The organism is Nostoc sp. (assembly GCF_036919675.1).
GTDB lineage: Bacteria > Cyanobacteriota > Cyanobacteriia > Cyanobacteriales > Nostocaceae > Nostoc.
In genome coordinates this window covers 1-22,210 of record NZ_JBALCP010000129.1, presented here as the reverse complement: position 1 = coordinate 22,210, position 22,210 = coordinate 1, and the positions used below count along the sequence as shown (strand labels likewise).

The 22,210-nt window shown below is 41.3% G+C and carries 25 protein-coding genes, 1 tRNA gene and 2 pseudogenes; 17 read left to right on the top strand and 11 right to left on the bottom strand.

The annotated features are described in order from the left end of the window. The first annotated feature begins 5 nt into the window (after window positions 1-5). The 13 genes and pseudogenes from V7K49_RS28355 to rfbD all read left to right on the top strand — a co-directional run bounded on the left by V7K49_RS28355 (window position 6) and on the right by rfbD (window position 12,107). Entirely contained in the window at window positions 6-215 is a 210-nt protein-coding gene (locus V7K49_RS28355; protein ID WP_335208594.1) for a Uma2 family endonuclease, read from the top strand. Between the two features lie 38 nt (window positions 216-253). Next, complete coding sequence (locus V7K49_RS28350; RefSeq protein ID WP_334872217.1) at window positions 254-379, top strand: hypothetical protein; 126 nt, start codon at window positions 254-256, stop codon at window positions 377-379. 57 nt (window positions 380-436) lie between these two features. Continuing rightward, a pseudogene (locus V7K49_RS28345) lies at window positions 437-1,159 on the top strand (hypothetical protein). A 414-nt stretch (window positions 1,160-1,573) separates the two neighbouring features. Continuing rightward, complete coding sequence (locus tag V7K49_RS28340; RefSeq protein WP_335208592.1) at window positions 1,574-2,650, top strand: acyltransferase family protein; 1,077 nt, start codon at window positions 1,574-1,576, stop codon at window positions 2,648-2,650. 402 nt (window positions 2,651-3,052) lie between these two features. Continuing rightward, window positions 3,053-3,859 (top strand): ABC transporter permease, encoded by an 807-nt coding sequence (locus V7K49_RS28330; protein ID WP_334872213.1) that lies wholly within the window; start codon window positions 3,053-3,055, stop codon window positions 3,857-3,859. Next, on the top strand, window positions 3,860-4,585 hold the full coding sequence (locus V7K49_RS28325) for an ABC transporter ATP-binding protein (protein ID WP_334872211.1): 726 nt from the start codon (window positions 3,860-3,862) through the stop codon (window positions 4,583-4,585). A 138-nt stretch (window positions 4,586-4,723) separates the two neighbouring features. After that, window positions 4,724-5,902: a glycosyltransferase gene (locus tag V7K49_RS28320; protein ID WP_335208591.1), complete on the top strand. Its 1,179-nt coding sequence runs from the start codon at window positions 4,724-4,726 to the stop codon at window positions 5,900-5,902. 251 nt (window positions 5,903-6,153) lie between these two features. Continuing rightward, complete coding sequence (locus V7K49_RS28315; protein ID WP_335208590.1) at window positions 6,154-7,125, top strand: GDP-mannose 4,6-dehydratase; 972 nt, start codon at window positions 6,154-6,156, stop codon at window positions 7,123-7,125. Window positions 7,126-7,133: 8 nt separating this feature from the next. Further along, window positions 7,134-8,294 carry a glycosyltransferase family 4 protein gene (locus tag V7K49_RS28310; RefSeq protein WP_335208589.1) on the top strand — a complete coding sequence of 387 codons (1,161 nt, stop codon included), beginning with the start codon at window positions 7,134-7,136 and terminating at the stop codon, window positions 8,292-8,294. Beyond that, window positions 8,294-9,388, top strand: coding sequence for a glycosyltransferase family 4 protein (locus V7K49_RS28305; protein ID WP_335208587.1), 1,095 nt, complete (start codon window positions 8,294-8,296; stop codon window positions 9,386-9,388). The genes V7K49_RS28310 and V7K49_RS28305 overlap by 1 nt, the downstream gene beginning before the upstream one ends. Before the next feature lie 97 nt (window positions 9,389-9,485). After that, window positions 9,486-10,562 carry a glucose-1-phosphate thymidylyltransferase gene (locus V7K49_RS28300; protein ID WP_334872202.1) on the top strand — a complete coding sequence of 359 codons (1,077 nt, stop codon included), beginning with the start codon at window positions 9,486-9,488 and terminating at the stop codon, window positions 10,560-10,562. Window positions 10,563-10,634: 72 nt separating this feature from the next. Next, window positions 10,635-11,180 carry a dTDP-4-dehydrorhamnose 3,5-epimerase gene (gene rfbC, locus V7K49_RS28295; protein ID WP_335066050.1) on the top strand — a complete coding sequence of 182 codons (546 nt, stop codon included), beginning with the start codon at window positions 10,635-10,637 and terminating at the stop codon, window positions 11,178-11,180. Between the two features lie 36 nt (window positions 11,181-11,216). Beyond that, a complete protein-coding gene (gene rfbD, locus V7K49_RS28290; RefSeq protein ID WP_335208585.1) occupies window positions 11,217-12,107 on the top strand; it encodes a dTDP-4-dehydrorhamnose reductase in 891 nt (296 codons plus the stop codon). A 55-nt stretch (window positions 12,108-12,162) separates the two neighbouring features. Here rfbD and V7K49_RS28285 read toward each other — a convergent pair whose 3' ends face one another. Further along, window positions 12,163-12,903 carry a 2-phosphosulfolactate phosphatase family protein gene (locus V7K49_RS28285; protein ID WP_334872197.1) on the bottom strand — a complete coding sequence of 247 codons (741 nt, stop codon included), beginning with the start codon at window positions 12,901-12,903 and terminating at the stop codon, window positions 12,163-12,165. Between the two features lie 631 nt (window positions 12,904-13,534). Between V7K49_RS28285 and V7K49_RS28280 the strand changes: the two genes are divergently transcribed. Continuing rightward, window positions 13,535-13,954, top strand: coding sequence for a BlaI/MecI/CopY family transcriptional regulator (locus tag V7K49_RS28280; RefSeq protein ID WP_334872196.1), 420 nt, complete (start codon window positions 13,535-13,537; stop codon window positions 13,952-13,954). After that, entirely contained in the window at window positions 13,954-14,796 is an 843-nt protein-coding gene (locus V7K49_RS28275) for a M56 family metallopeptidase (protein WP_335208775.1), read from the top strand. The genes V7K49_RS28280 and V7K49_RS28275 overlap by 1 nt, the downstream gene beginning before the upstream one ends. On the opposite strand, the gene V7K49_RS28270 is transcribed toward V7K49_RS28275, so the two are convergent. From V7K49_RS28270 to V7K49_RS28250, 5 genes are all read right to left on the bottom strand, one after another. Then, window positions 14,793-15,062, bottom strand: a complete 270-nt coding sequence (locus V7K49_RS28270; protein ID WP_335208583.1) for a hypothetical protein — start codon at window positions 15,060-15,062, stop codon at window positions 14,793-14,795. The genes V7K49_RS28275 and V7K49_RS28270 overlap by 4 nt on opposite strands. Before the next feature lie 123 nt (window positions 15,063-15,185). Further along, window positions 15,186-15,803 (bottom strand): hypothetical protein, encoded by a 618-nt coding sequence (locus V7K49_RS28265; protein ID WP_335208582.1) that lies wholly within the window; start codon window positions 15,801-15,803, stop codon window positions 15,186-15,188. 63 nt (window positions 15,804-15,866) lie between these two features. Then, window positions 15,867-16,004, bottom strand: a complete 138-nt coding sequence (locus V7K49_RS28260; RefSeq protein ID WP_335208581.1) for a hypothetical protein — start codon at window positions 16,002-16,004, stop codon at window positions 15,867-15,869. Between the two features lie 4 nt (window positions 16,005-16,008). After that, window positions 16,009-17,043, bottom strand: a complete 1,035-nt coding sequence (locus V7K49_RS28255) for a methyltransferase (protein ID WP_335208580.1) — start codon at window positions 17,041-17,043, stop codon at window positions 16,009-16,011. 339 nt (window positions 17,044-17,382) lie between these two features. Continuing rightward, the gene (locus V7K49_RS28250) at window positions 17,383-17,943 is read right to left on the bottom strand and encodes an ATP-binding protein (protein ID WP_335208578.1); all 561 of its coding nucleotides are present in this window, start codon (window positions 17,941-17,943) and stop codon (window positions 17,383-17,385) included. A gap of 124 nt (window positions 17,944-18,067) precedes the next feature. Between V7K49_RS28250 and V7K49_RS28245 the strand changes: the two genes are divergently transcribed. Further along, window positions 18,068-18,238 (top strand): hypothetical protein, encoded by a 171-nt coding sequence (locus V7K49_RS28245; RefSeq protein ID WP_334872187.1) that lies wholly within the window; start codon window positions 18,068-18,070, stop codon window positions 18,236-18,238. Window positions 18,239-18,257: 19 nt separating this feature from the next. Here V7K49_RS28245 and V7K49_RS28240 read toward each other — a convergent pair whose 3' ends face one another. The 5 genes from V7K49_RS28240 to V7K49_RS28220 form a co-directional block, all read right to left on the bottom strand. Next, window positions 18,258-19,388 (bottom strand): aminotransferase class V-fold PLP-dependent enzyme, encoded by a 1,131-nt coding sequence (locus V7K49_RS28240; protein ID WP_335208774.1) that lies wholly within the window; start codon window positions 19,386-19,388, stop codon window positions 18,258-18,260. A 72-nt stretch (window positions 19,389-19,460) separates the two neighbouring features. Further along, a tRNA-Asn gene (locus tag V7K49_RS28235) sits at window positions 19,461-19,532 on the bottom strand. 140 nt (window positions 19,533-19,672) lie between these two features. Next, entirely contained in the window at window positions 19,673-20,224 is a 552-nt protein-coding gene (locus tag V7K49_RS28230; RefSeq protein ID WP_334872183.1) for an NYN domain-containing protein, read from the bottom strand. A 294-nt stretch (window positions 20,225-20,518) separates the two neighbouring features. Beyond that, complete coding sequence (locus tag V7K49_RS28225) at window positions 20,519-21,196, bottom strand: ABC transporter ATP-binding protein (RefSeq protein WP_334872181.1); 678 nt, start codon at window positions 21,194-21,196, stop codon at window positions 20,519-20,521. Between the two features lie 13 nt (window positions 21,197-21,209). Then, window positions 21,210-21,482, bottom strand: coding sequence for a hypothetical protein (locus V7K49_RS28220; RefSeq protein ID WP_012410874.1), 273 nt, complete (start codon window positions 21,480-21,482; stop codon window positions 21,210-21,212). Between the two features lie 606 nt (window positions 21,483-22,088). Here V7K49_RS28220 and V7K49_RS28215 point away from each other — a divergent pair. Continuing rightward, window positions 22,089-22,210: pseudogene (locus V7K49_RS28215) on the top strand (photosystem II D2 protein (photosystem q(a) protein)); the annotation flags it as partial.

Here is a 22,210-nt window from a genome sequence, read left to right as displayed (position 1 = left end):
GGAATTTGAAGAAAAATCTCTATGAAAATCGATTTCACACACCAGAATATTTTTGGTTTTCACCAGAAAATTTGGAATTTGTGGGTTTTGAATTGGTAAGTAACAAGTATCAAAAGATTACACCAAATACGCAAGGATGGTGTTGGAGCGATGTGCTTGGGCTGTATTTAGGCGTAGAAGGAGGTAAATTGCGCTACTACCCGATGGTGATTTAGTTCCAACACCAGAGGAAGCTGCTATTGCGGCACAACAGGTGGCTGTTGAGGCACAGCAACAGGCATCTGAGGCGGAATTGCGGTTGGAACAAGAACAGCTGCGATCGCAACGGTTGGCGGAACATTTGCGATCGTTAGGAGTGAATCCAGATAGTTTGAGTTAAGCAACAAAAGTAGCAGTCATATATCAAACAGATCCACCCCGTCCGCCACAATAAACGATGCCTACGATGTATGATTTACCTAGTGAATTAGTCGGGGAATCAGGTTTGCCAGATGAATTTCACCGCATTCAGGCGGATTTGCTCAGTGAGACTTGTCAGCCTCTTAACTTATGCATCTGAGGAAATTTTACTTGCTAGTGACTTAAATCTTTACTATGATCGCGACTATCCTTTGTAGTAGAAACGTTCTGATTCGTACATGGTTTTAGGACTACCTAGTGCTAGCCAACAGCAAGACCTATGCTTAAGTTACGTCATTTGGCAAGAGGGGATTGATCCATTTTTAGCTAAAACAAAAATTCATCTCACATCCGACCCGTAGGTCGGATGTGAGATGAATTTTTGTAGTTGAATTACTTGCACCAGGTACAAAATAAGAAGACTTAGGAAAAACACTGCAAGAAGTAAACCGACCCCCAACAAAGTGGGAAGTGGATGAACGCATTTTGCGGGTTCCCTACTACGTTGTCTACGATCGCTATGAAAATCATTTGCGTGCCTTTCAAACTCATGGGCACTCGCTACGAGGCAATATCTTTACCAGAGAACCGCTTATGGTTGGAAGAGTTAGAACTAGGATTGGGTCTTTGGCAAGACACTTCTCAACAGACCACAGGTTTGTGGTTGCGTTGGTATAATGCAGCAGGTTGGGTGCCGAGGCGAGAAGAACAAGCAGAACAACAGTGCCAACGGGCAAAAAGAGAGCGATTGGCAGAATAATTGCGATCGCTGGGAGTTGATCGAGATAGTTTGAGTTAAGCATCAAAGGTAGTAGTCATGTATAGGAGTAATCCGCCCCGTCTGCGCCAAGAAACCATTCCAACTTCGGAACCTGACTAGTTCACAAATAGTTAGGATTGCCTGTTAATATTTTTGCGAATTGAATCGTAATTTTTCTTCTGCTATCTAAAATATTTTGACCAAAAAAATTATCTGCTATATAAATATTTTTTTACTAAATAATTCTTTATATTTTTCCTTTGATTTTAGGGAAAATTTCAAGCTTTTAGTTTTATTATATGGTATCTTTAGAGCCTAATAAACATTTTTTTGGCTGCTCTATATCATTTTCATAATAATAACTGCTGCGGTTTTAGTAAGCTTATCAAGGATTGTTCCAATATTTAAATTTTTATGCAAAAAAGAGTTCTTGTTTTAGATTATTTGCGCGGTATAGCTGCTGTAACTGTTGTTTTTGGGCATTTTCTTTTAGCGACCAAAGTACTTAATACTATTTCTTATAGTATTTTGTATAATTCCAGCGAAGTTCTAACTTTCAAGCTGTACTGGGACTATCCATTTATTGCAGTCCATGTGTTTTTTTTAATTTCAGGCTTTGTCGTTCCTAAATCATACGAAAATGATGGTTCTGTTCAAAAGTTTTTTATCAAACGGATTTTTAGAATTTACCCTTCATACGTTGTTGCGTTGATTGCAACAACGCTAGTTACTAATTTTTTTACAATAGAACCTTTTATTGGGACTAGACAATTTATTGTAAATCTCTTCTTCTTACAAGATTTACTAGACTCTAAGACTATTCTTGCTGTTGCTTGGACTCTTTTAATTGAATGGAAATTTTATTTCTTAGTGCCTATTTTGAGTTTATCAAAAAGCAGCAGTATTTTCACTTATTTTGCCTGTTCTACTTTTGTTTTTTCGTGGTGTCTGATTCCTATCGATTTTATTCATTATATAGAACATACAAAATTTCATTTATTAGCAGTTTTGTGCAATATTCTAACTGATCAGTCTCCGCATTTGTTGATTGTTTTACTTGGAACTGTATTGGCGAAAGGCTATCTGGAACTCTGGTCTAGTAAAACAACAACTATTATTTCTTTAATCACTATTAGTGCAATCTTCTTTGCATTTTTCAGGTTGTATCTTAAGTACGAACCTTCTGATGCTAGTTTGATTCATTTAAATAGCTTTATTTGGGCATTTTGTATCTTCAATTTTGCTTATGCTCTTCGAGCAAAGATACCTTATATATCTTTTTTAAAGTGGCTTGGAGATATTAGTTATGCTCTTTATATTATCCATCTGACTTTGGGGAAGTATGTGTTAAATTTTATAATTAATTACATCCCCAACTATCCGATAAGCGCGGTTTGCATAACGTTGTGCTTCTGCTTGGTTGTTTCCCATTTTATGCATCTTCTGATTGAAACAAGGTTTATCCGCTATGCAAAAAAGCTGACTGGATGATGACTGTAAATATTTATATAGCAATCCGAAATTATTCCTGATAAATATCGAAAATAAAGTATTATTAGCGACTAAATATAAGATGCAGTTATGTGGATGCGTTAGCGATCGCGCAGCCTTCCCCAGGAAAGCTCACCGTACCCTTATGGGGAAGCAAGCTACGCGTAGCGTCTTGCAGAGAAGGTATTGCTGGAAAAGTTTATCGAAAATAGCTAAGACAAGCGTGAACTCCAACGAGCAATGGCAGCCAAGATGTTGCTCTGTGGATATAAACATGAAGCAATTATACCACTCCTTGTCGATTTAAAATCAGCTTTTAGTGGTAAGCTAATATGTCGAAGTGCGCTCCAATAGTATAGAATGCGCGAATAACTTGCCTGTTGTGTGTGGTGGTTTTTGAAGATGAGACTTTCGCTTAAAAGTAATTCAACTTGGTTACAAGTGCAGCGTTATTGGGAATTACTGCACGTTTTGGTATCGCGGAATCTCAAAGTACGTTATCGGGGGTCGTTTTTAGGTGTATATTGGTCACTGTTAAACCCAGTGATCATGACAGGTCTGTATACCGCGATTTTTGGGGCTACCTTTGCATCATATTACAACAATTCCATACTGAATTACATGTTGGCAGCGTTAACGGGACTGGTAGTAATCAATTTTTTCTCAGCTTCTACGTCCCAAGCTTTAAGTAGTGTGGTGGCAAATGGCTCACTATTAAACAAGATTCGTTTGCCAGTAAGTATTTTTCCAGTGTCAATGATTGCAGCAAATGTATTTCAGTTTGCGGTTGGGACATTACCGTTACTGGCAGTAATGACTTTGGTTAATACTAAGAGTTTAGTGAATTTGCTAGCGCTATTTTTTCCCTTTCTGGCGTTAGTTTTAGTTTCTATGGGAGTCGGATTTCTAATGAGCGCTTTATATGTGTTTTTTAGAGATTTACCTTATTTCTATGAGTTAGTTGCATTTATGATTTGGATTGGTAGTCCTGTATTTTATCCATCTGCTATTGTTCCACCCCAGGTAAAGCCGTTTTTAAGGTTAAACCCATTAGCACCCATTATTGAAAGTCTGCGTCAGATTACATTATCAGGAGCGCCACCGGACTTGAGTTTAATTTTGGGTGCCTTGCTCAGTGGCATTATTATTTTGTCAATCGGATGGACTTGTTTTCAATTGTGGCGACATCAATTCATGGATTTACTGTAAATGGAAATAATTCGTCTGGACAAAGTTTCGCTGTGGCGACGAACTCAAGAAGAGTTTTCTTATGACCTCAAAAAAACATTACTATCTGTTTTAGAGGGAAAATATCACAAACCTGTAAAAAAAATAGTCCTAGATAAGATTGATTTGGTAGTTGAAAGAGGAGAAAAAATAGGTATTATTGGAGCAAATGGTTCTGGGAAATCAACGTTATTGAAAATAATTTCAGGGATTCTTCAGCCAACTAGTGGATTAGCAAGAGTTCGCGGCAAAATTGCACCGTTGATTGAGCTAGGAGCAGGATTTGATCCAGAAATTTCTGTAATGGACAATATTATGCTTTATGGAGTGCTGCTGGGGTTTTCTAGGGCAGAAATGAGAGAAAGAGTATATTCTATTTTAGAGTTTGCAGAACTGCATGATTATGCATTAGTTCCCGTGAAGGGTTTATCTTCAGGGATGGTAGCACGATTAGGCTTTGCTATTGCTACTGATGTACAGCCAGACATTTTGATTTTGGATGAAGTACTATCAGTTGGAGATGAAAGTTTTAAAAATAAATGTAAGCGAAGAATAGAAAATCTTTGGAATGCAAATGCAACTGTATTGGTAGTATCCCACGATTTAAATTTTATAGAGCAGGGTTGTAAAAAAGTTATTTGGTTAGATAAAGGGGTAATTAAATTTATTGGAAATGGATATGATGCTATCAAACTTTATTTGAATTAATTTGAATCAAATCTAAGCTAAAATTTAAATATTAATAATCCCGATGTTGACAACTATCTAAGTTATGTTAAAAATTGAATGTTTTATTTATGAAATAAAATTTATTATCTGCGTCTTGAAATTAAAGGAGATAAACAAATGAAAATTGCTCAAATTAGCACTTGGAATGTTCCTTGTGGTATTGCTGGGTATACTAAAGGGTTAGTTAATGGAATTTTAGAGAATGGTATTACCTGTACAATAATACCAATTGAAGAACAAAAACTGAAGTACATGACTAAAGATGAAATTAAAGAATATTTCCAATCCTATAGTAGGCAATTAATTGACTATGATATCATTCATATTCAACATGAATTTAGTTTCTTCGCTGGTTCTTATGGTTTGAATGGCTCAATTACTAATTTTCATAGTTTTTTGAAAGAAATACTAAATCTAAATAAAAAAGTATTTGTTACGTTTCATTCAGAACCAAATTTTTTACTAGAATCTTATCCTAGTTTAGCTGGTTTTGGCAAGAAAATTCTTAAGAGATTACAGTGGAAATATTACATATCTTCTTTATTTAATTTTAAAAATAAACTAAATGCCATTGTTCACACTAAAAAAACGCGTCGAATTTTCATAGATAGTGGCTTTGCAAAAAACTCCGTTCACATTATTAAGCAGGGAGTTCCATTTTCACATAATCTATATAAGATAAACGATCTGGATAAAATTGCTTTAAAAAAGAAATTAGGGTTTCCTGATGACGCTATTATTCTTTCAATGTTTGGATTTATATCTACTTATAAAGGTTATAAAACAGCATTAGATGCACTAAAAACTTTGCCAAAAAATTATTACTTGGTAATTACAGGAACTTCTCACCCCAATTCTACTGATCTTGCTCTGGATGGAATAGTTAAATTTATTAATAGATACCAAAGAATGAGTAGCCGTATAAAGCTAACAGGATATTTAGAATTTGAAGATTTGCGTAGTTATTATAATATAACTGATTTTTGCCTGGCTCCATATGAACCTAATACAGTATTGTCGTCCTCAGCTGCTCTAACTTGGGCTTTATCATCAGGCAAACCTGTTATCGCTAGTAAAATTGCCTCTTTTGAAGAATTGAATGAGGAAGCTAACTGTCTACATTTGTTTACACCAGGTGGTGCTGGAGAATTAGCTTATACAATTCAAAATTTAACTTTATCTAGTGAGCTAAATCAGCAGTTAGTTGCTAACGGCTTAATTTACTGTGAAGCCAACCAATGGCTTAATATTGCTAAAAAACATTTAGAAATATACGAGAAAGAAAACTTTAGTTAACCTTTATATGTAGATAGTCTCCCAATTATTTATTCACCCTATTTTTAGTACTATTTGATTTTTTAGCTTGTTGTTTAAATTAATATAAACTTTGATTTAGGAAATTTACAGGAATTATACTCAGCTTTTAGAAGGGTGAATTTATGTATGACCATAATTTTTTCTACAGATATATACCCGATTTTTAGATAATTTAAAAATTTTATGTCACTTAACTAAATTTTTTAATTACTGTGATTTATTCAAAATCTATGATGAAAAAAGCTCTAATCACGGGACTAACTGGACAAGATGGCTCCTACCTCGCTGAACTACTCCTAGAAAAAAGATACCAAGTATACGGCTTAGTCCGCCGTTCCAGCACCAGTAACCTAGAGCGGATTACTCACCTTTCAGGCAATATTCAAATTGTATCTGGTGACCTTCTGGATCAATCTTCCTTGATGGATGTAATTGCAGAATCACAACCTGATGAAATCTATAACCTTGCTTCTCAAAGCTACGTCCCTCTTTCTTGGACTCAACCAGCCCTTACTGCTGAATACACCGCCCTTGGTGTCTCCCGTCTCTTAGAATCCATCCGTCGCTGCAAACCTGATGCCAGATTTTACCAAGCATCCAGTAGTGAAGTTTTTGGTCAACCTGACGAATCGCCCCAAACTGAACGCACCGCCTTCCGTCCTCGTAACCCCTACGGTGTTGCCAAAGCTTACGCCCACTGGATGAGCATTAACTATCGGCAAAAATACAATCTCTATACCTGCTGCGGTATTACCTACACTCACGAATCTCCTCGACGCGGTACAGAATTTGTATTTCGCAAAATTACACACACAGCTGCTCAAATTAAACTGGGTCTGGCAAATGAACTAAAATTAGGCAACCTAGATGCTCGTCGTGACTGGTGTTACGCCAAGGATGCTGTTTACGCTATGTGGCTGATGTTGCAGCAAGAAAAACCCTATGACTATATTATCGCCAGCGGTGAAACTCACTCTGTCAAAGAACTTGTTGAGTGTGCTTTCAAAAGCGTTGGTCTAAACTGGCAAGATTATGTCTCAATTGACCCCGCATTTTATCGCCCTGATGAACCAGTACAGTTAATTGGTTCCATTGATAAAATTAAGACTGAGTTAGGTTGGCAGCCGGAGCATTCCTTTGAACAATTGGTCGAGTTAATGGTTGATTATGATCTAAAAAAATTGAGTAACGGCAAAGCTTAAATATTCTGATGCTAAAAATTGTAGTTGATGCCACCCCAGTGGAGCCAAAACCAAGTGGGGTTGGCTTTTATGTTGCTAATTTAATATGCGCTCTTGATGCACTACAAAAAGAGGAAAATTTTCAGTTAGGAGTAGTCTATCAACCAGGTTTAAAAAAGTGGCTTCGGGGTGACTTCAGTTTTCCTGAATCTCTGAAACATTATTCTCAACGGCATCTTCTGCCTTTACCTGTAAGAATTTCAGATTTATTATTAGCTTTAGCCTTTAGACCTAGTTTATCTTACTTTGAAAAATATTTAGGTTTCCCAGACATAGTTCATGGCACTAACTATTCAGTGTATCCATGTACAAAAAGTCTAAAGGTAATGAATATATATGATCTAACTTTTATTAAATATCCTAACTATATAGATTCAGTTGTCAAAAAGTATACAAAAAAAGTTAGACGCTGCTTGCAGTGGACAGACTTAGTTTTAACAATTTCAGAAAGTTCTAAAAAAGACATTGTTGAGCATTTGCAGGTAGACCCAAAAAAAGTCTATGTCACCCCTCTAGCTAGTCGCTACTATCCTGATTACTTATCTGCACAAACTACTGAGGAGCTAGAAAAACAAGTTAACTATGATTTTTCTCAACCATATTTACTTTTTATTAGTACAATAGAACCAAGAAAAAATATTAATACAATAATTTCGGCATTTAATTTTTTAAAAGAGCAATATAAAATTCCACACCAATTAATATTGATTGGTAAGAAAGGATGGAATTATGAGCCAGTATTTGCAGCTATTGAGAATTCACCTTGGGCAAACCAAATTCATCATCTTAATTACCTATCTAATGAATTAGTTGCATTATTTTACTCAAAAGCCGATGTCTTCGTATATCCATCTCACTATGAAGGGTTCGGTTTACCCGTATTGGAAGCAATGACTCTCGGTGCTGCTGTGATCAGTTCCAATACTTCCTCTATTCCAGAAGTTACAGGAGATGCAGCTATTCTAATTGACCCTAATAACCCTATCCAACTAGCGGAAGCCATACTGAAAGTAGTCAGTGATTCCCAGTTACGCCAAGAATTAATTAATAAAGGGAAAGCCAGAGCAAAATTATTTTCCTGGGAAAGAACGGCACAAGAAACATTAAACGCTTATAGAACCATTCTTTAATGACAATAGTGGATAATACCTCTGCCAAACAATTAATTATTAACTTATCTATTCTATTGTCTCAACCAACAGGTATAGGTAACTATGCTCAAAACCTTTTTCCTTATTTAAAACCTTTCCAACCCACTCTATTAGTAGCGCGAAAATATCCCGATTTTGACTGCTATCCAATCCCGTCAAACTTAACCCCAGACCACGGCACAAAAGGTCATTTTAACCGCCTGCTTTGGACACAATTTCAACTCCCGCAAATATATAAAAACCTCAAATCGAGTCTTTTATTCTCTCCGCTGCCGGAAGCACCCCTTTATAGCAACTGTCGTTTTGTCGTCACGTCTTTTGACATGATACCGTTGCGCTTTCCTAAACGCTTTTCACCACTCACACCCTACCACCGCTACTACACTCCCCAAGTTCTTAAGCAAGCACAACACATTATTTGCATCTCCCAGACTACGGCTCAGGATATCACCAACTTTTACGGAATTCCTGCAAACAAAATTACCTCCATCCCCCTTGCCTACGATCGCACTCACTTTTGCCCCCTGAACCTCCCTAAGCGCAACTACTTTCTCTACATTGGTCGCCAAGACCCATACAAAAATATACAGCGACTGATCACTGCTTTTGCTGCGTTACCTAATAGCAAGGATTATGAATTGTGGTTAGTAGGGCCAAGCGATCGCCGTTATACCTCAACCTTAACAGCGCAAGTTGCAGAACTAGGTATAACTAATCAAGTGAAATTTCTAGACTATGTTCCTTACAGCGAATTACCAAAAATTATCAATGAAGCGATCGCTCTGGTTTTCCCCAGTCTCTGGGAAGGTTTTGGTTTACCTGTTCTCGAAGCAATGGCTTGTGGTACTCCCGTCATTACCTCTAATCTCTCCTCCTTACCAGAAGTAGCTGGCGATGCGGCGATTCTGATCAATCCCTACAACACCGAAGAAATTACAGAGGCGATGCAGGCTATTGCAACTGATTTGGAGTTGCGATCGCGCCTTTCTAGCCAAGGGATCACTCACTCTCAACAATTTAGTTGGGAAAAAACAGGAAAAGCAACCGTCGAAGTTTTATCCCGTTACTTATAAAAGATAAACTAACGCCAAAATTGGATGCAAGGATTTGGGATTTTGTCCAGATTTCAGATTATCTTGACTAATGACTTACAACTAATCCTCAATCCTGATGAAAGCACTAATTCTCTCTGGTGGTAAAGGTACACGCCTACGTCCCCTCACCTACAGCGGAGCAAAACAACTCGTACCAGTTGCTAATAAACCTGTTTTATGGTATGGCATTGAAGAGATGGTCGCTGCTGGTATTACTGATATTGGTATCATTATCAGCCCGGAAACTGGAGCAGAAGTCCAAGCGAAAACCGGGAATGGAGAATACTTTGGAGCGAACATCACCTACATTGTACAAGACCAGCCACTTGGACTTGCTCACGCCGTCCAAATCGCCCGTCCGTTTTTAGGTGATTCTCCCTTTGTTATGTACTTAGGCGATAACCTGATTCAACTGGGTGAGTTAAGTTACTTTCTGCAACAATTTAGCCAACAACAGCCAGATGCTTTGATTCTCTTGCGTTCAGTTGCCAATCCTAGCGCCTTTGGTGTGGCTCAGGTAGATGATACAGGACGGGTATTACAGTTAATTGAAAAACCCAAAGTTCCTCCCTCAAATCTGGCATTGGTAGGGGTTTATTTCTTTTCTCACCTCATCTATGATGCGATCGCAAATATCCAACCTTCCACCAGAGGCGAACTAGAAATCACTGATGCAATTCAATACCTGATTAATCAGAAAAAGCAAGTTGTAGCCCACAATCTCCAAGGCTGGTGGTTAGATACTGGTAAAAAAGATGACTTATTAGAAGCTAACCGATTGATTCTCGACACCTATCTGACAGCATCAGTTGTTGGCGAAATTGATGCCCAAAGTCAGATTATTGGACGAGTCCAAATCGGTGCAAAATCTAAAGTAATTAACTGCACAATTCGGGGACCAGTAATCATTGGTAACAATTGTTATTTAGAAAACTGCTTTATTGGCCCTTATAGTAGCATTGCTAATAATGCGACACTCATTGACACTGATTTAGAACACAGTGTAATTTTAGAAGGTGCTAAAATTGCTGGAATTCATCAGCGCATTATTGATAGTGTGATTGGGCAACGGGCACAATTGACTCTTGCACCTCGTCGCCCCAAAGCCTTGCGATTTCTAATTGGCGATGACTGTAAAATTGAACTAACGTAATTTACTTGTAAAAAACAGGAGAAGTGTTATCACTGCGCTATCGAGCATCATTACGAATTACGAATTATTTTAATGAGCATTTTACATACCAAAATTCCCGAAGTTATACAACTCGAACCTCAAGTATTTGCAGACGATCGCGGTTTCTTTTTTGAAGCCTACAACCACCAAAAATTTGCTCAACAGACAGGTATTGTTGCCAACTTCGTCCAAGATAACCACTCTTACTCTAAGCAAAACGTCCTGCGTGGGCTGCACTACCAAATCCAACAACCCCAAGGTAAACTCATTCGTTGTGTTGTCGGTACTATCTTTGACGTAGCCGTAGATATTAGAAAAAGTTCAGCTACCTTTGGGAAGTGGGTAGGTTATGAACTCAGTGCTGAAAACAAACGCCTAATGTGGATACCACCAGGCTTTGCTCACGGCTTTCTCGTGCTTTCAGAAATAGCCGAAGTTCTCTACAAAACTACAGATTACTACGCACCCCAAGGCGATCGCACCATCCTATGGAACGATCCAGATTTAGCTATAGATTGGCCTGTGAATGCGCCACCGATTTTATCAGCTAAAGACCAAGCCGGGAAACCTTTTAAAACTGCTGAAATATTTGATTAAGCTTGATGATTGCGTTAGGTTCGAGAACTAATTAGGATGAGTAAATCGATTTTGCTGATTGGTAGCAACGGTCAAGTGGGTAAGGAAGTGCAACAAATACTCTCATCCTCCGGCAATATTATCTCAGTGGCACGCCCAACAGTAGACCTTGCCCAGCCTGATACTCTATGCAGCGTTATCAGATCCAACCAACCGCAAATCATCATAAACGCTGCTGCTTATACTGCTGTGGACAAAGCAGAAAGCGAACCCGAACTTGCTACCGCTATTAATGCGATCGCACCCCTAATTATTGCCCAAGAAAGCCAAAAGTTAGGAGCTTTCCTAATTCATATTTCGACCGATTATGTTTTTGATGGTAATGGGTATCGCCCTTACCTGGAAACCGATGCAACTAATCCCTTGAGTATCTATGGTAAAACCAAACTCGCTGGAGAAGAAGCAATTCGGGAAACTTGCGCCCATCACCTCATCCTCCGCACTGCTTGGGTTTATGGAACCTTTGGCAAAAATAATTTTGTCAAAACTATGCTGCGACTAGGTGCAGAACGCCAAGAACTCCGTGTTGTTGCCGATCAAATTGGTAGCCCGACTTGGGCGCAAGATATAGCCACAGTCATAGCCCAGATGATTCCCCAGTTAACCCCAGAAATTAGCGACACTTATCACTACACTAATAGCGGCGTTGCTAGTTGGTATGATTTTGCCGTTGCCATTTTTGAAGAAGCCCAACAGCTAGGCTTCCCTTTAAAAGTTGAACGTATTGTCCCCATTACAACCGCCGAATATCCGACACCAGCCCGTCGCCCAAACTATTCCGTCCTTGCTTGTGGGAAAATTTCGATATTTTTAGGGACTTATCCCTCCCATTGGCGACAAAGACTCCGGCAAATGCTCACAGATTTGAAAATTGGGCATAGGGCATAGGGCACTGGGCATTGGTTATTCCCCTTGTCTCCCTCATGCCCGCAGTCCCCATTCCCTATCTTTTTTGACTTTTTAAAACTCCCGTCTCTTGTTGTATGGGCAAGACATCTAAAATATCAGTTTGGGAACAATATTTTAAATCTTCTTGACAGTCAAGACGCAACAATCGTTGACCGTGACTAGCTTGGTGAAGTAATCCCAATAAGTTATCTTGCCACTGAGAGTAAAGAGCGATCGCACTAATTACTTCATCGTTACCAGCTAATTCCTCCAGTGACAACGTGGTTTGCTCTAAAAGACTATGAGCGATCGCACCTGCACAAACAGTATCCTCTAAGGAAAAACTACCTTCCCAACCGGAACCGACAATCCAGACTGTCTCTGGTTGTTTTCTTTTGAGAAATTGCACCACCGCCGCCCGGTTAATCAAGGCTGCTGCTAATAGATTTGGGGAGTCTTGCACCCGTTGTAAAGCACGGGTGCCATTGGTGGTACTGATAAATAAGCGACGCCCCTGCACTAATTCTGGTGTGCAGTCGAGGGGAGAGTTACCCAACTCAAAGCCAGGTACTTTCGCACCGCCGCGTTCTCCAGCCCGCAGCCGTTTTTCCGGGGGCCATTTTTCGCTAACTTCAATTAACTGATCTAAATCGCTGAATACTTGTACAGCTTCGCCTCCAGCTGCCAAAACTGTCGCAATTGTGCTAGTGGCTCGCAAGACATCGACTGCGATCGCACATTCTGGCGCTTCATCCGTTGGAGTCAATTCAGGAGTGTGGTATACGAATAACTTCACGCGCTGGATACACCTGGTTTAATACTACTGCCGCAAATAACATTCTACCTAGTTGGTGTCACTTAACTATAGTCACAATTGCTCCTGGAGCATTTTTTACCATCAAAATGCACAATGTATGACATTTTATACATAAATGGGAGTGGGGAGTAGGGAAGAAATCTGACTTTTCACGGTATCTGGAAAACCTTACTTCTATTTCTCTCTCCGTAAAAGGAGAAGCCACTGCGGTGGACGGGTTCCCCGGCATAAAGCAAGTGGCGTCAGAGACTTTGAATTTTCCCCCTTCCTGCGTCGGGAAGGGGGTTAGGTTTTTCGTGGGTTTTTCTTACATTACGTAAAAATTAAGGCAAGAAATCCGCTCACTAGGAGCAAGGTTTTAAATAAATCTTAAGAGTCCCTAATCCCTAACTCAAAAAGCCCATTTTTATGCTTTTAGACTTTCAGACTTGCTGCACTATCTTGTAATCTAAAACAAGAACACACCTTCTAAAAGGGGAAAAAGTTACAGCTTCAAGATTACAGCACAAAGGGACGGATATTCACTCATTCCCCATTACCCCTTATCCCCAGAGGGGGCCCACCTTCCCCATTTTCAACTCCCCATTCCCCACTCCCCATCGAAATCGCTATGGCACCTTTACCCGATTACCGCCCTAAACAACTATCTTTAGGCCCGTTGGAAGCGGAAATTTTAAATATCATCTGGGAACTTGGTTCAGTCACTGTAAAAGATGTACACGATCGCATTCTGGCTGATCCCAACCGCGAATTAGCGTATACTTCTGTAACCACCGTCTTACGTCGCCTCACTGATAAAGGTTGGCTGGCGTGCGACAAGAAAGAGCGAGCATTCTATTGGCGACCATTGTTGAGCAAGCAACAAGCAGATGTGATCAAAGCTCACGAGCAGTTACAGCGATTTCTAGCGGTGGGGAACCCTGATGTTGTTGCTGCCTTTGCTGATAGTCTGGATGAAGCAGCTAGTGAGCAAATAGCAGCGATCGCCAAACGGATTCAATCTGCACGCCAAGCCAGGGAGGAAAAATGATGCATCTCATAATGATTTTGAATGCTTTGGCAGTTGCCTGGTGGTTAAGATCCTCTTGGAATCAACACCAAGGTAGTTGGAGTCTGCGGTGGCAGCGATCGCTATTTTTGTTCCTCTTCCCCCCCTTGCTAATTTTCATGACAGCGATCGCTGTGCTGTTTATGGGGCCCCAAGGAGAAATGGGCGGGATGTACACAGGCTCCGTCAGCTATGTAGTGGCATTAATTTATATGGCATTTTTTGCCATTTTATGTATTAAACTTGCCTTCCAGGGTTGGCAGTCTGTGGAATCTGCTCGTAACTGTCCTCTGGTGAATTTGGGGGATAAACGAGCCAGGTTACTGCAAACAGGCGCGTTGTTTGCGGGTCAAATTGGTTTTTGGCAACCAGAATTAGTGATTAGCCAGGGATTACTGCAAACTCTCTCACCCGCTCATTTAGAAAGCGTCTTAGCCCATGAGCAAGGGCATCACTATTATAGGGATACATTCTGGTTTTTTTGGCTGGGTTGGGTGCGTTCCTGCACAGCATGGTTGCCGAATACAGAGCCTTTGTGGGAAGAACTGTTAGCTTTGCGCGAACTCCGTGCCGACAGTTATGCAGCTTTGCAGGTAGACCCTTTGGTGCTAGCGGAATCACTTTTGTTAGTAGTTAGTAGCAGCTCTGTTTTATCAGAAATTTGCTGTGCTGCATTGGGTTCCTCTGGTGCAGGCGATCGCTTAGAACAGAGAATAGAAGCCCTATTAGCGCCACCAGAACCAACCCCAGAACCTCAATTGCAGTCCTGGCATGGTTTTCTTTTGGCGTTATTGCCTCTAGTAGCTGTGATATTTCATAGTTAAGTTGAATTTAAAAAACTACTACAGCACGAAGTCGCGACGGTAGCAACATCCGTCGTCCCTGTAGCAACATCTGTCATCCCTGTAGCAACATCAGTCATCCCTGTAGCAACATCCGTCGTCCCTGTAGCAACATCAGTCATCCCTGTAGCAACATCCGTCGTCCCTGTAGCAACATCCGTCATCCCTGTAGCAACATCCGTCATCTCTGTAGCAACATCCGTCATCCCTGTAGCAACATCCGTCATCCCTGTAGCAACATCTGTCATCCTTGTAGCGATGTCGGTGTAACGATGTCGGTTGCGACGATAACAATGAAAACTTTGTTCTCCCTTACACCCATGTTTTTGAAAGTGGGTAGATTCTTCGCTTAGGGATTTCTAAATGTGATATTATTCTTCTTCTAGTAACTGTTCTACATATTTTTGCACCAAAGGCACTTGAAAAGTATTGCCTTCCATAGTCAAGATTTCTTTTCGCGCTAGTTTGCGGACAACACCTTTATCTTGCGGTGTAGGAGTTTCCCCGTGGATTATCCGGCGCAGGAGAGAGCGATCGCTCTCTGCTAAACTCGTCCATAATTCTCGAAAATACTGAACGCCTCTGGCAAGCACTTGAGGAATAATCTCTTGGACATTTTGGGCAGTGGCTTTGACTGTATCTGCATTTCCCTGGTTTTTTCTAATATCGCCGTTTAGCGACTCCACCAACTCGTAACATACCAACTGAACAAGAAAAGGCTGACAGCGAGTCAGTTGGATAATTGCTTCTACAGCAGTTGGTTCATATATATCGGCGAAGTTCTCCACTGGATGTAAAATTAAATCGCGGGCTTCTGACTCATGCAGGTAGGTCATTCGTAAAGCACGGGCGTTAATTAAATAGTCACTCCAGTAATCGTCAAGTTCAGATAACTCACGCGAACCACTAAAAAGTAGAATCCACTTGCGTTGGTGTTGTAGCAGGTTACGAATAAAGTTGAGTGGCGCACAGCTGCTTGTTGCTTTCACTACTTCATCCAGGCGCTCATATTCATCCAGACAGAGGAGAAATCGCTTACCGGAGTTGCTGCGTTATATTTCTGTTAACCAAGTTTGCAGCGCCGGAAATGGATCTTCAGCTAGTTTCTTGGTATCTGGATAAGGCAAGTTTACTGTGCGGGGTAATCGCCGTGCAGCTTCGATAATTTGTTGAGCTAAATTTTCAGCCAATCCTTTAAATTTTTAGCGCCTCAATAACGTTAATTGGTGACAGGGTTGGAATAACTTGGGTAAGTTGGAAGCCTGCCTTTTGCAGTAGCACTTGATATTCATCCTCTGTGCGTTCGCGTCCACCAGTCATAACTAGCATATTGAGGTCAAACAACTTACTAAAAGAAGATGCATTCCCAGGAGGAATTATTGTCTCAAACAGCAGGAGTGTACCATGCTGTGACATTGCCTGATGACAGTTTTTGAGAATAACGATCGCTTTTTCCTCATCCCAGTCATGAATAATGTGCTTGAGAAGGTAAGCATCACCACCTGCTATTACTGACTCAAAGAAGTTCCCCGACACTACCGTACAGCGGTCTACAAAACCTTGTGCTTGCAGGCGAGATTTTGCTTCTTCTATTACCGTTGGTATATCAAAGACAATGCCTTTAACAGTTGGATAAGCTTTAAGGATACTAGTCACCAAACTACCCTGACCTCCTCCCACATCAACAACAGTGTTGAATGCTGAGAAGTCATAACTGCAAATAATTGCTTCCAAAACAAAAGCTGTTAGACTTGTCATGGCGCAGTTAAACAACTTGCCAGCTTCAGAGTTTTTAAGGTAATGATCCCAAACACTCATTCCAGCGATGTGGTCAAACGCAATCTCACCACTTTTGATGCTATGTAGCAGGTTATCCCAGCCTAAGTAGTGCGCTTGTCCCAGTTCAGAAATGGCAAAAAAACGCATTGAACCAGGAACATCCGTTTGTAACGTAGCAGCCAAGGGTGTTAAGCCAAATCGATGATACTCATCTTCAGCAAATATACCCACACTAGCAAGCGCACGCAGTAATCTGTACAAAGATGGCACGTGAGTATCAGTGATTGCAGCTAGTTCCTCTACTGTCTTTGGCTGTTCCTTGAGGTAGTCAGCAATACCAAGTTTAGCAGCAGCGTGGATTGCCCGTGACACCCAAAAGCCAGAAATCATCTGGAGCATAACATCGGATGCAGGGACATCAGTACTTATGCTTGGTTCGAGTGAATTCATATTCTGTAAATTCTTTTCAAAGTTCTGGATTTGTGCGTATACACAACCACAACTCAATCATATCCGACCACGGGGGTGATAAGCCTCTGGCTTGACGCTGTGGGGATCGTAGACGAAAACACAATACATCTCAATGGATGAAGGAACCACTGAATATTAGATGTGTATATACGTACTAAAAACTAGATATGTATATACGTACCAAAAATTAGAAGTTATACCAATTTAAAAAAAGAATGCGACAAATAGACCATTTGTAGAGACGCGATTCATCGCGTCTTCACCCAAGGATGTGTTGCAATCATTAATTGAATTGGTATTAGTTAAATTCAAAACATATTATATGGCACGGGAAGCCACCACTAGCATCAAGGCGTTGCTATCCATCAGCGATCGCAAATTGTCATAAAATCCATTATCGAATTTATCAGGATATTTCAAAAGGCTTTCAAAATCATCCAGACAGAGGACGGGTAGCTTTCCTTGCTGCTTCCATTCTTTAACCGCATCTGAAAATGCTTGACGATTAAGCGGTTTACTCTTCCAAGGATTTTGCAGACTGCGTTGTTGCCATCCCTGAACGTGATTCCGTAAACCTTCCGCTACAGCCTCATAGAAACCCGTTTCAGTTTGGCAATCTACATTCCGTAACGGTAGGTAAATAACCACATAACGACTAGTGTTGTCTAATCCTCGCTGCTGCCAAGTCCGAAAAAAATAATGCAGCAACGAAGATTTACCAATGTGCTTGTCACCAACTATATTTATACTTGTAGGCTGATCGCCCTTCATCCGAGATGCGATCGCGTGTAACTCATCTTTACGACCGATAAACAGCCTGGGATCTTCAATCATCCCCGCAGCCACAAAAGGATTGTTAGGCAGCGCTCCAGAAGTCATGTAAAGCGTTTATCCTAGTTTCAGCATTTAAGTGCAATCACTTAAAAGAATAGCACTAGCCCGATAATGTCTTTATCGTCTTAAACTTGGTATCTGATAAAATATTTATTTGGCAGATGGCCCAATGTTCACTGCTACAAGTGCAGAACAGACCGTTGATGCGATCGCCACTTCCCTTAAGGAAGGTGAATTAAATAAAATGCAAAACTTCATCCTGTATCTAGCTTCCCTCTCCTTTATAAGGAGAGGGATTGAGGGTGAGGTAAGCCAGGGACATAAATTGTATGTTATTTAATTCTTATTCCTAAGCTAGATTAACCGGAGAGCAACCCCTTTAGCACCTTTGCCAAATACTCATACTGTTCCGGTGTATTGTAAATCTGCGCCGAAATCCTTACCAACAGCCGAGGTTTTTCCTGCCACGGGAGCAATTGCACTTGAATACCAAACTTATCAAACAACTCATCATGTATAGACATGAAATCGCGGTTTTCCAACATCGTAGGCAATGGCACAACCGCCATTGAACCAATCATCTCCTCTGGACAAGGCGGCTGTACTTCTAGCGCTTCACAAAGTAGCCGTCTTCCCTGCAACACTAGGTGATGATTTTGCTGCATCAATTCTCTCCACCCACCAGGTAGCAACGAACCCATAAAAGCGATCGCTTCTGGTACACACATATAAGCTGTAGGATCGTTTGTACCTGTCCAGTCAAATTCCAACTGAAAGCGTGTTTTATCAGTCCGTGGCGAATTTGTCCCGTGGCTAATTGTCAGAGGGCGAATTTCTAACTGTTTATCTCGTTGCACATACAAAAATGCTGCTCCTTTGGGCGCACACAGCCATTTATGACAATTCCCCGTGTAATAAGTTGCGCCAATTTCTTCCAAATTGAGGGAAATCATTCCAGGCGCATGGGCACCATCTACCAATGTATCTACACCCCGTTGTTGCAACTCTTTCACCAACTCTTGAATCGGGAAAATTAGCCCTGTCTGGCTGGTAACATGATCCAAAAGTGCTAATCGTGTTTTTGGTGAAACTCGCTCAATTACTGCTGCCACTACTTGCTGTGGCGAGTCAATGGGGAAAGGAATTTTTGCCACCACCACCCGCGCCCCAGTGCGACTGGCAACAAAATCAAGTGCATTGCGGCAAGCATTATATTCGTGGTTGGTTGTGAGTATTTCGTCCTCTGGTGAAAACCTCAGCGACCTTAACACAGAGTTAACACCAGTCGTCGCATTGGGGACAAATACCAAATCTTGAACATCAGCACCCACAAACGCCGCCAGCTTACTTCTGGCATCGTCTAGCAACGGTTCCCATTCTCTACCAAAAAAGCGTAAGGGTTCTTGTTCTAGCTGCGATCGCAGTCTTTGTTGAACTGCCAGCACTTGTTTAGGACAAGCACCAAAAGACCCATGATTCAGAAACGTCATAGCTGGATCAAGCGACCATAGATTATTGAAGGATAATCTAGAATCCAAAATTTAAAATCCAAAATTACTAAACTCCCCAGGCTGGATTCGAACCAGCGACCAATCGATTAACAGTCGATCGCTCTACCACTGAGCTACTGAGGATCACCCACGATTTATAATAGTAAGGCTAAAAATAGGATTTGGCAAGTACTTTCGCCAATATTCTTTTCGATGCTTAATTATAGAATTTTGCAGCCAAAATCCATTCAGCAACTCAAGCAGAGACTTTTAAATACTAATATCTACTGTAATCCCATTCGTAGTTCAACCAGACGCTGCCGCGCCTTAGCATCAATGGCATTAGCTAAAAACCTACTCTTAGATTGTTTGCGCGGATGATACTTCTGTCGCATCCGACAGACGGTAGCTTCCACTTCCCCACAGAGTTGTTGTGCTGACAACCATTCAGCCCCATACCCTTGTATCATCAACTGCTGTGCCCGATCTGATGTAGCAACAATCACACGAGAAATCAAAGATAGGGCTATTTGCTGTCGCATAGACGCACAAGATTTTTCAATATAAGTATCTGCTGTTTGCCCAAAATCAGTGTAATAAACAGATAAAAGCTCAGTAATAATTTCTTTATTACTAGAAGAGTTCTGATATTGGGCATCAAAAACTATTTGAGTTGCATAACCTTGAAACGCACTATAACCAGTCATCGCTTCCACAAGTTCACCCCGTGCTGCCTCTAGTCCAACACTATCACGCGTTTTTTTAAGGCAAGGCCAAGCGCCAATTATATTGTAGCCGTCTACTAACAAAACGGCTTGGAGTAAGGAACGGGGCATGGTTTTTAATCACAATTTTCTAGAGTTAACAAAATTCATTCATAAGTTTTATAATAATTGATGCATTGTCTGTAACACTATGTTACACAAAATAAAAAATACGGCAGCCTCACAAAACTAAAATCTAAGACAGACGCACCAACTTAAAACGCGCCTTTGTTTAAAAGGCGCGTTACAGTTCTTTTTCAGTAATGGTGAAAATGAAGAGTGCTGAGTTAAAAGACCACCTATAAAAGGCAGAGCATGTACTGGGTGTAAAAGTCCTGAGTACTTTTTACTTCACTGGGCACTTAATTAAGAGGCTTCGCTGTGTACCTGCATCAGACGTTGTTTGAGGCGTTGGGCTTCACCCTTATCTACCAGAGAGCCTTCTTCTAGCAAGAAAGCGCCGTCACAGTAATTTAACTCGTCTAATCGATGTGTCACCCACAGGGCTGTAATACCTCGACTTTTGACCAGACGGCGGACACCAGCAACTAAATCCAACTGACTATCTGGATCTAGTAAAGCAGTGGGTTCATCTAATAGTAAGACTTCGCAGCGACGGGCGATCGCACCTGCGATCGCGACTCGCTGTTTTTGTCCCCCAGAGAGCGCATAGATAGGGCGTCGTTGGAAGGCAAGCAAATTCACCGCCCCTAGCGCCTCCTCAACCCTTGCTCTGGTGGCAGCAGGTGGCAACTTTTCTTCCACCAATCCAAAAGCCACATCAGCACCAACCGTTGGCATCACCAGTTGATGATCTGGATTTTGGAAGACAAAGCCAACGGGGTGCAAAACCCGAATTTTCCCAGACTCAGGAGCTAATAACCCCGCCAGCAGTCTAAGTAACGTTGATTTCCCGCTGCCATTTGTACCCAAGAGCATCCAAAACTCACCCTTGGGTACTTCTAAAGAGCAAGATTTGATCACTTTCTCTCCATTAGGCCAACTGAAATTTAAATCATTGACCTCAATGCCCACTTGAGCCATTTGTCAACCTTGGTTACTCAGCAGCTACAGCGAAAAAGCCAGGTGGTCTTCCACCACCAGGGGTTGTACCATCTTTCTGAACAATCTGCACCCCAGAAATTTCACTAGCGCGGACAGCAATTTTTTTCTCTGTCTTGCCCTCGCACTTGAGTTCTACAATGTCAGGGTTCCCAGAACGGATTGCTGCCAAAATTAGCTGATAGACAGCCTCAGCATCCTCTGCTGACTTACGTTGTACTGAGATCGGGAAAGCAGTGTTTCTGATGCTTAAATCGATGGTAAACATTTAGCAATAATCAAATTTAACTGTAGGACTCATTTTAGCGTCAGCTGAGTGATTCTAGGGAAATGGGCATTGGGCACTTGTACTGAGCTTGTCCTGAGCTTGCCCTGAGCGGCATCGTTGGCGCAGCCTCTCCAAGAGTTGGGCGTAGCCGACTTGTGCCGACTTGTACTGAGCGGCGTCGTTGGCGCAGCCTCTCCAAGAGTTGTAGCGAAGCCAAGGTAGGAGCGGCGTCGTAAAGCCTGCGGCATAGCTACGCTTAGGGCGCAGCCTCTCCAAAAGTTGTATTGGTTATTCTCCTCTGCTCCCCTGGTTACTGAGCTTGTCCTGAGCGTAGCCGAAGGGCGCAGTCGTTGGCGCAGCCTCTCCAAGAGTTGTATGCCTCCCTGCCCTTTACCTCTTTAATTTGACCTCATCTGGATCAAAAATTAATTTTTATGACAAATCCCCTAGAAAAATTAGCGATTTACACCTAATATGATTAAAGGTTCGTAAAAAATTGTAAACTTGGTTAACAACCGGTTAACTTTCTGCTTATGGATGGCTTTTATATAGCCGTCTATAATACAGATACAACCTGTACTTATAAACATTTGGAGATTTGCTCTCATGACCATCGCAGTTGGACGCGCCCCCAGTAGAGGGTGGTTTGACGTTCTAGACGACTGGCTCAAGCGCGATCGCTTCGTATTCGTAGGTTGGTCAGGGATATTATTGTTCCCCTGCGCCTT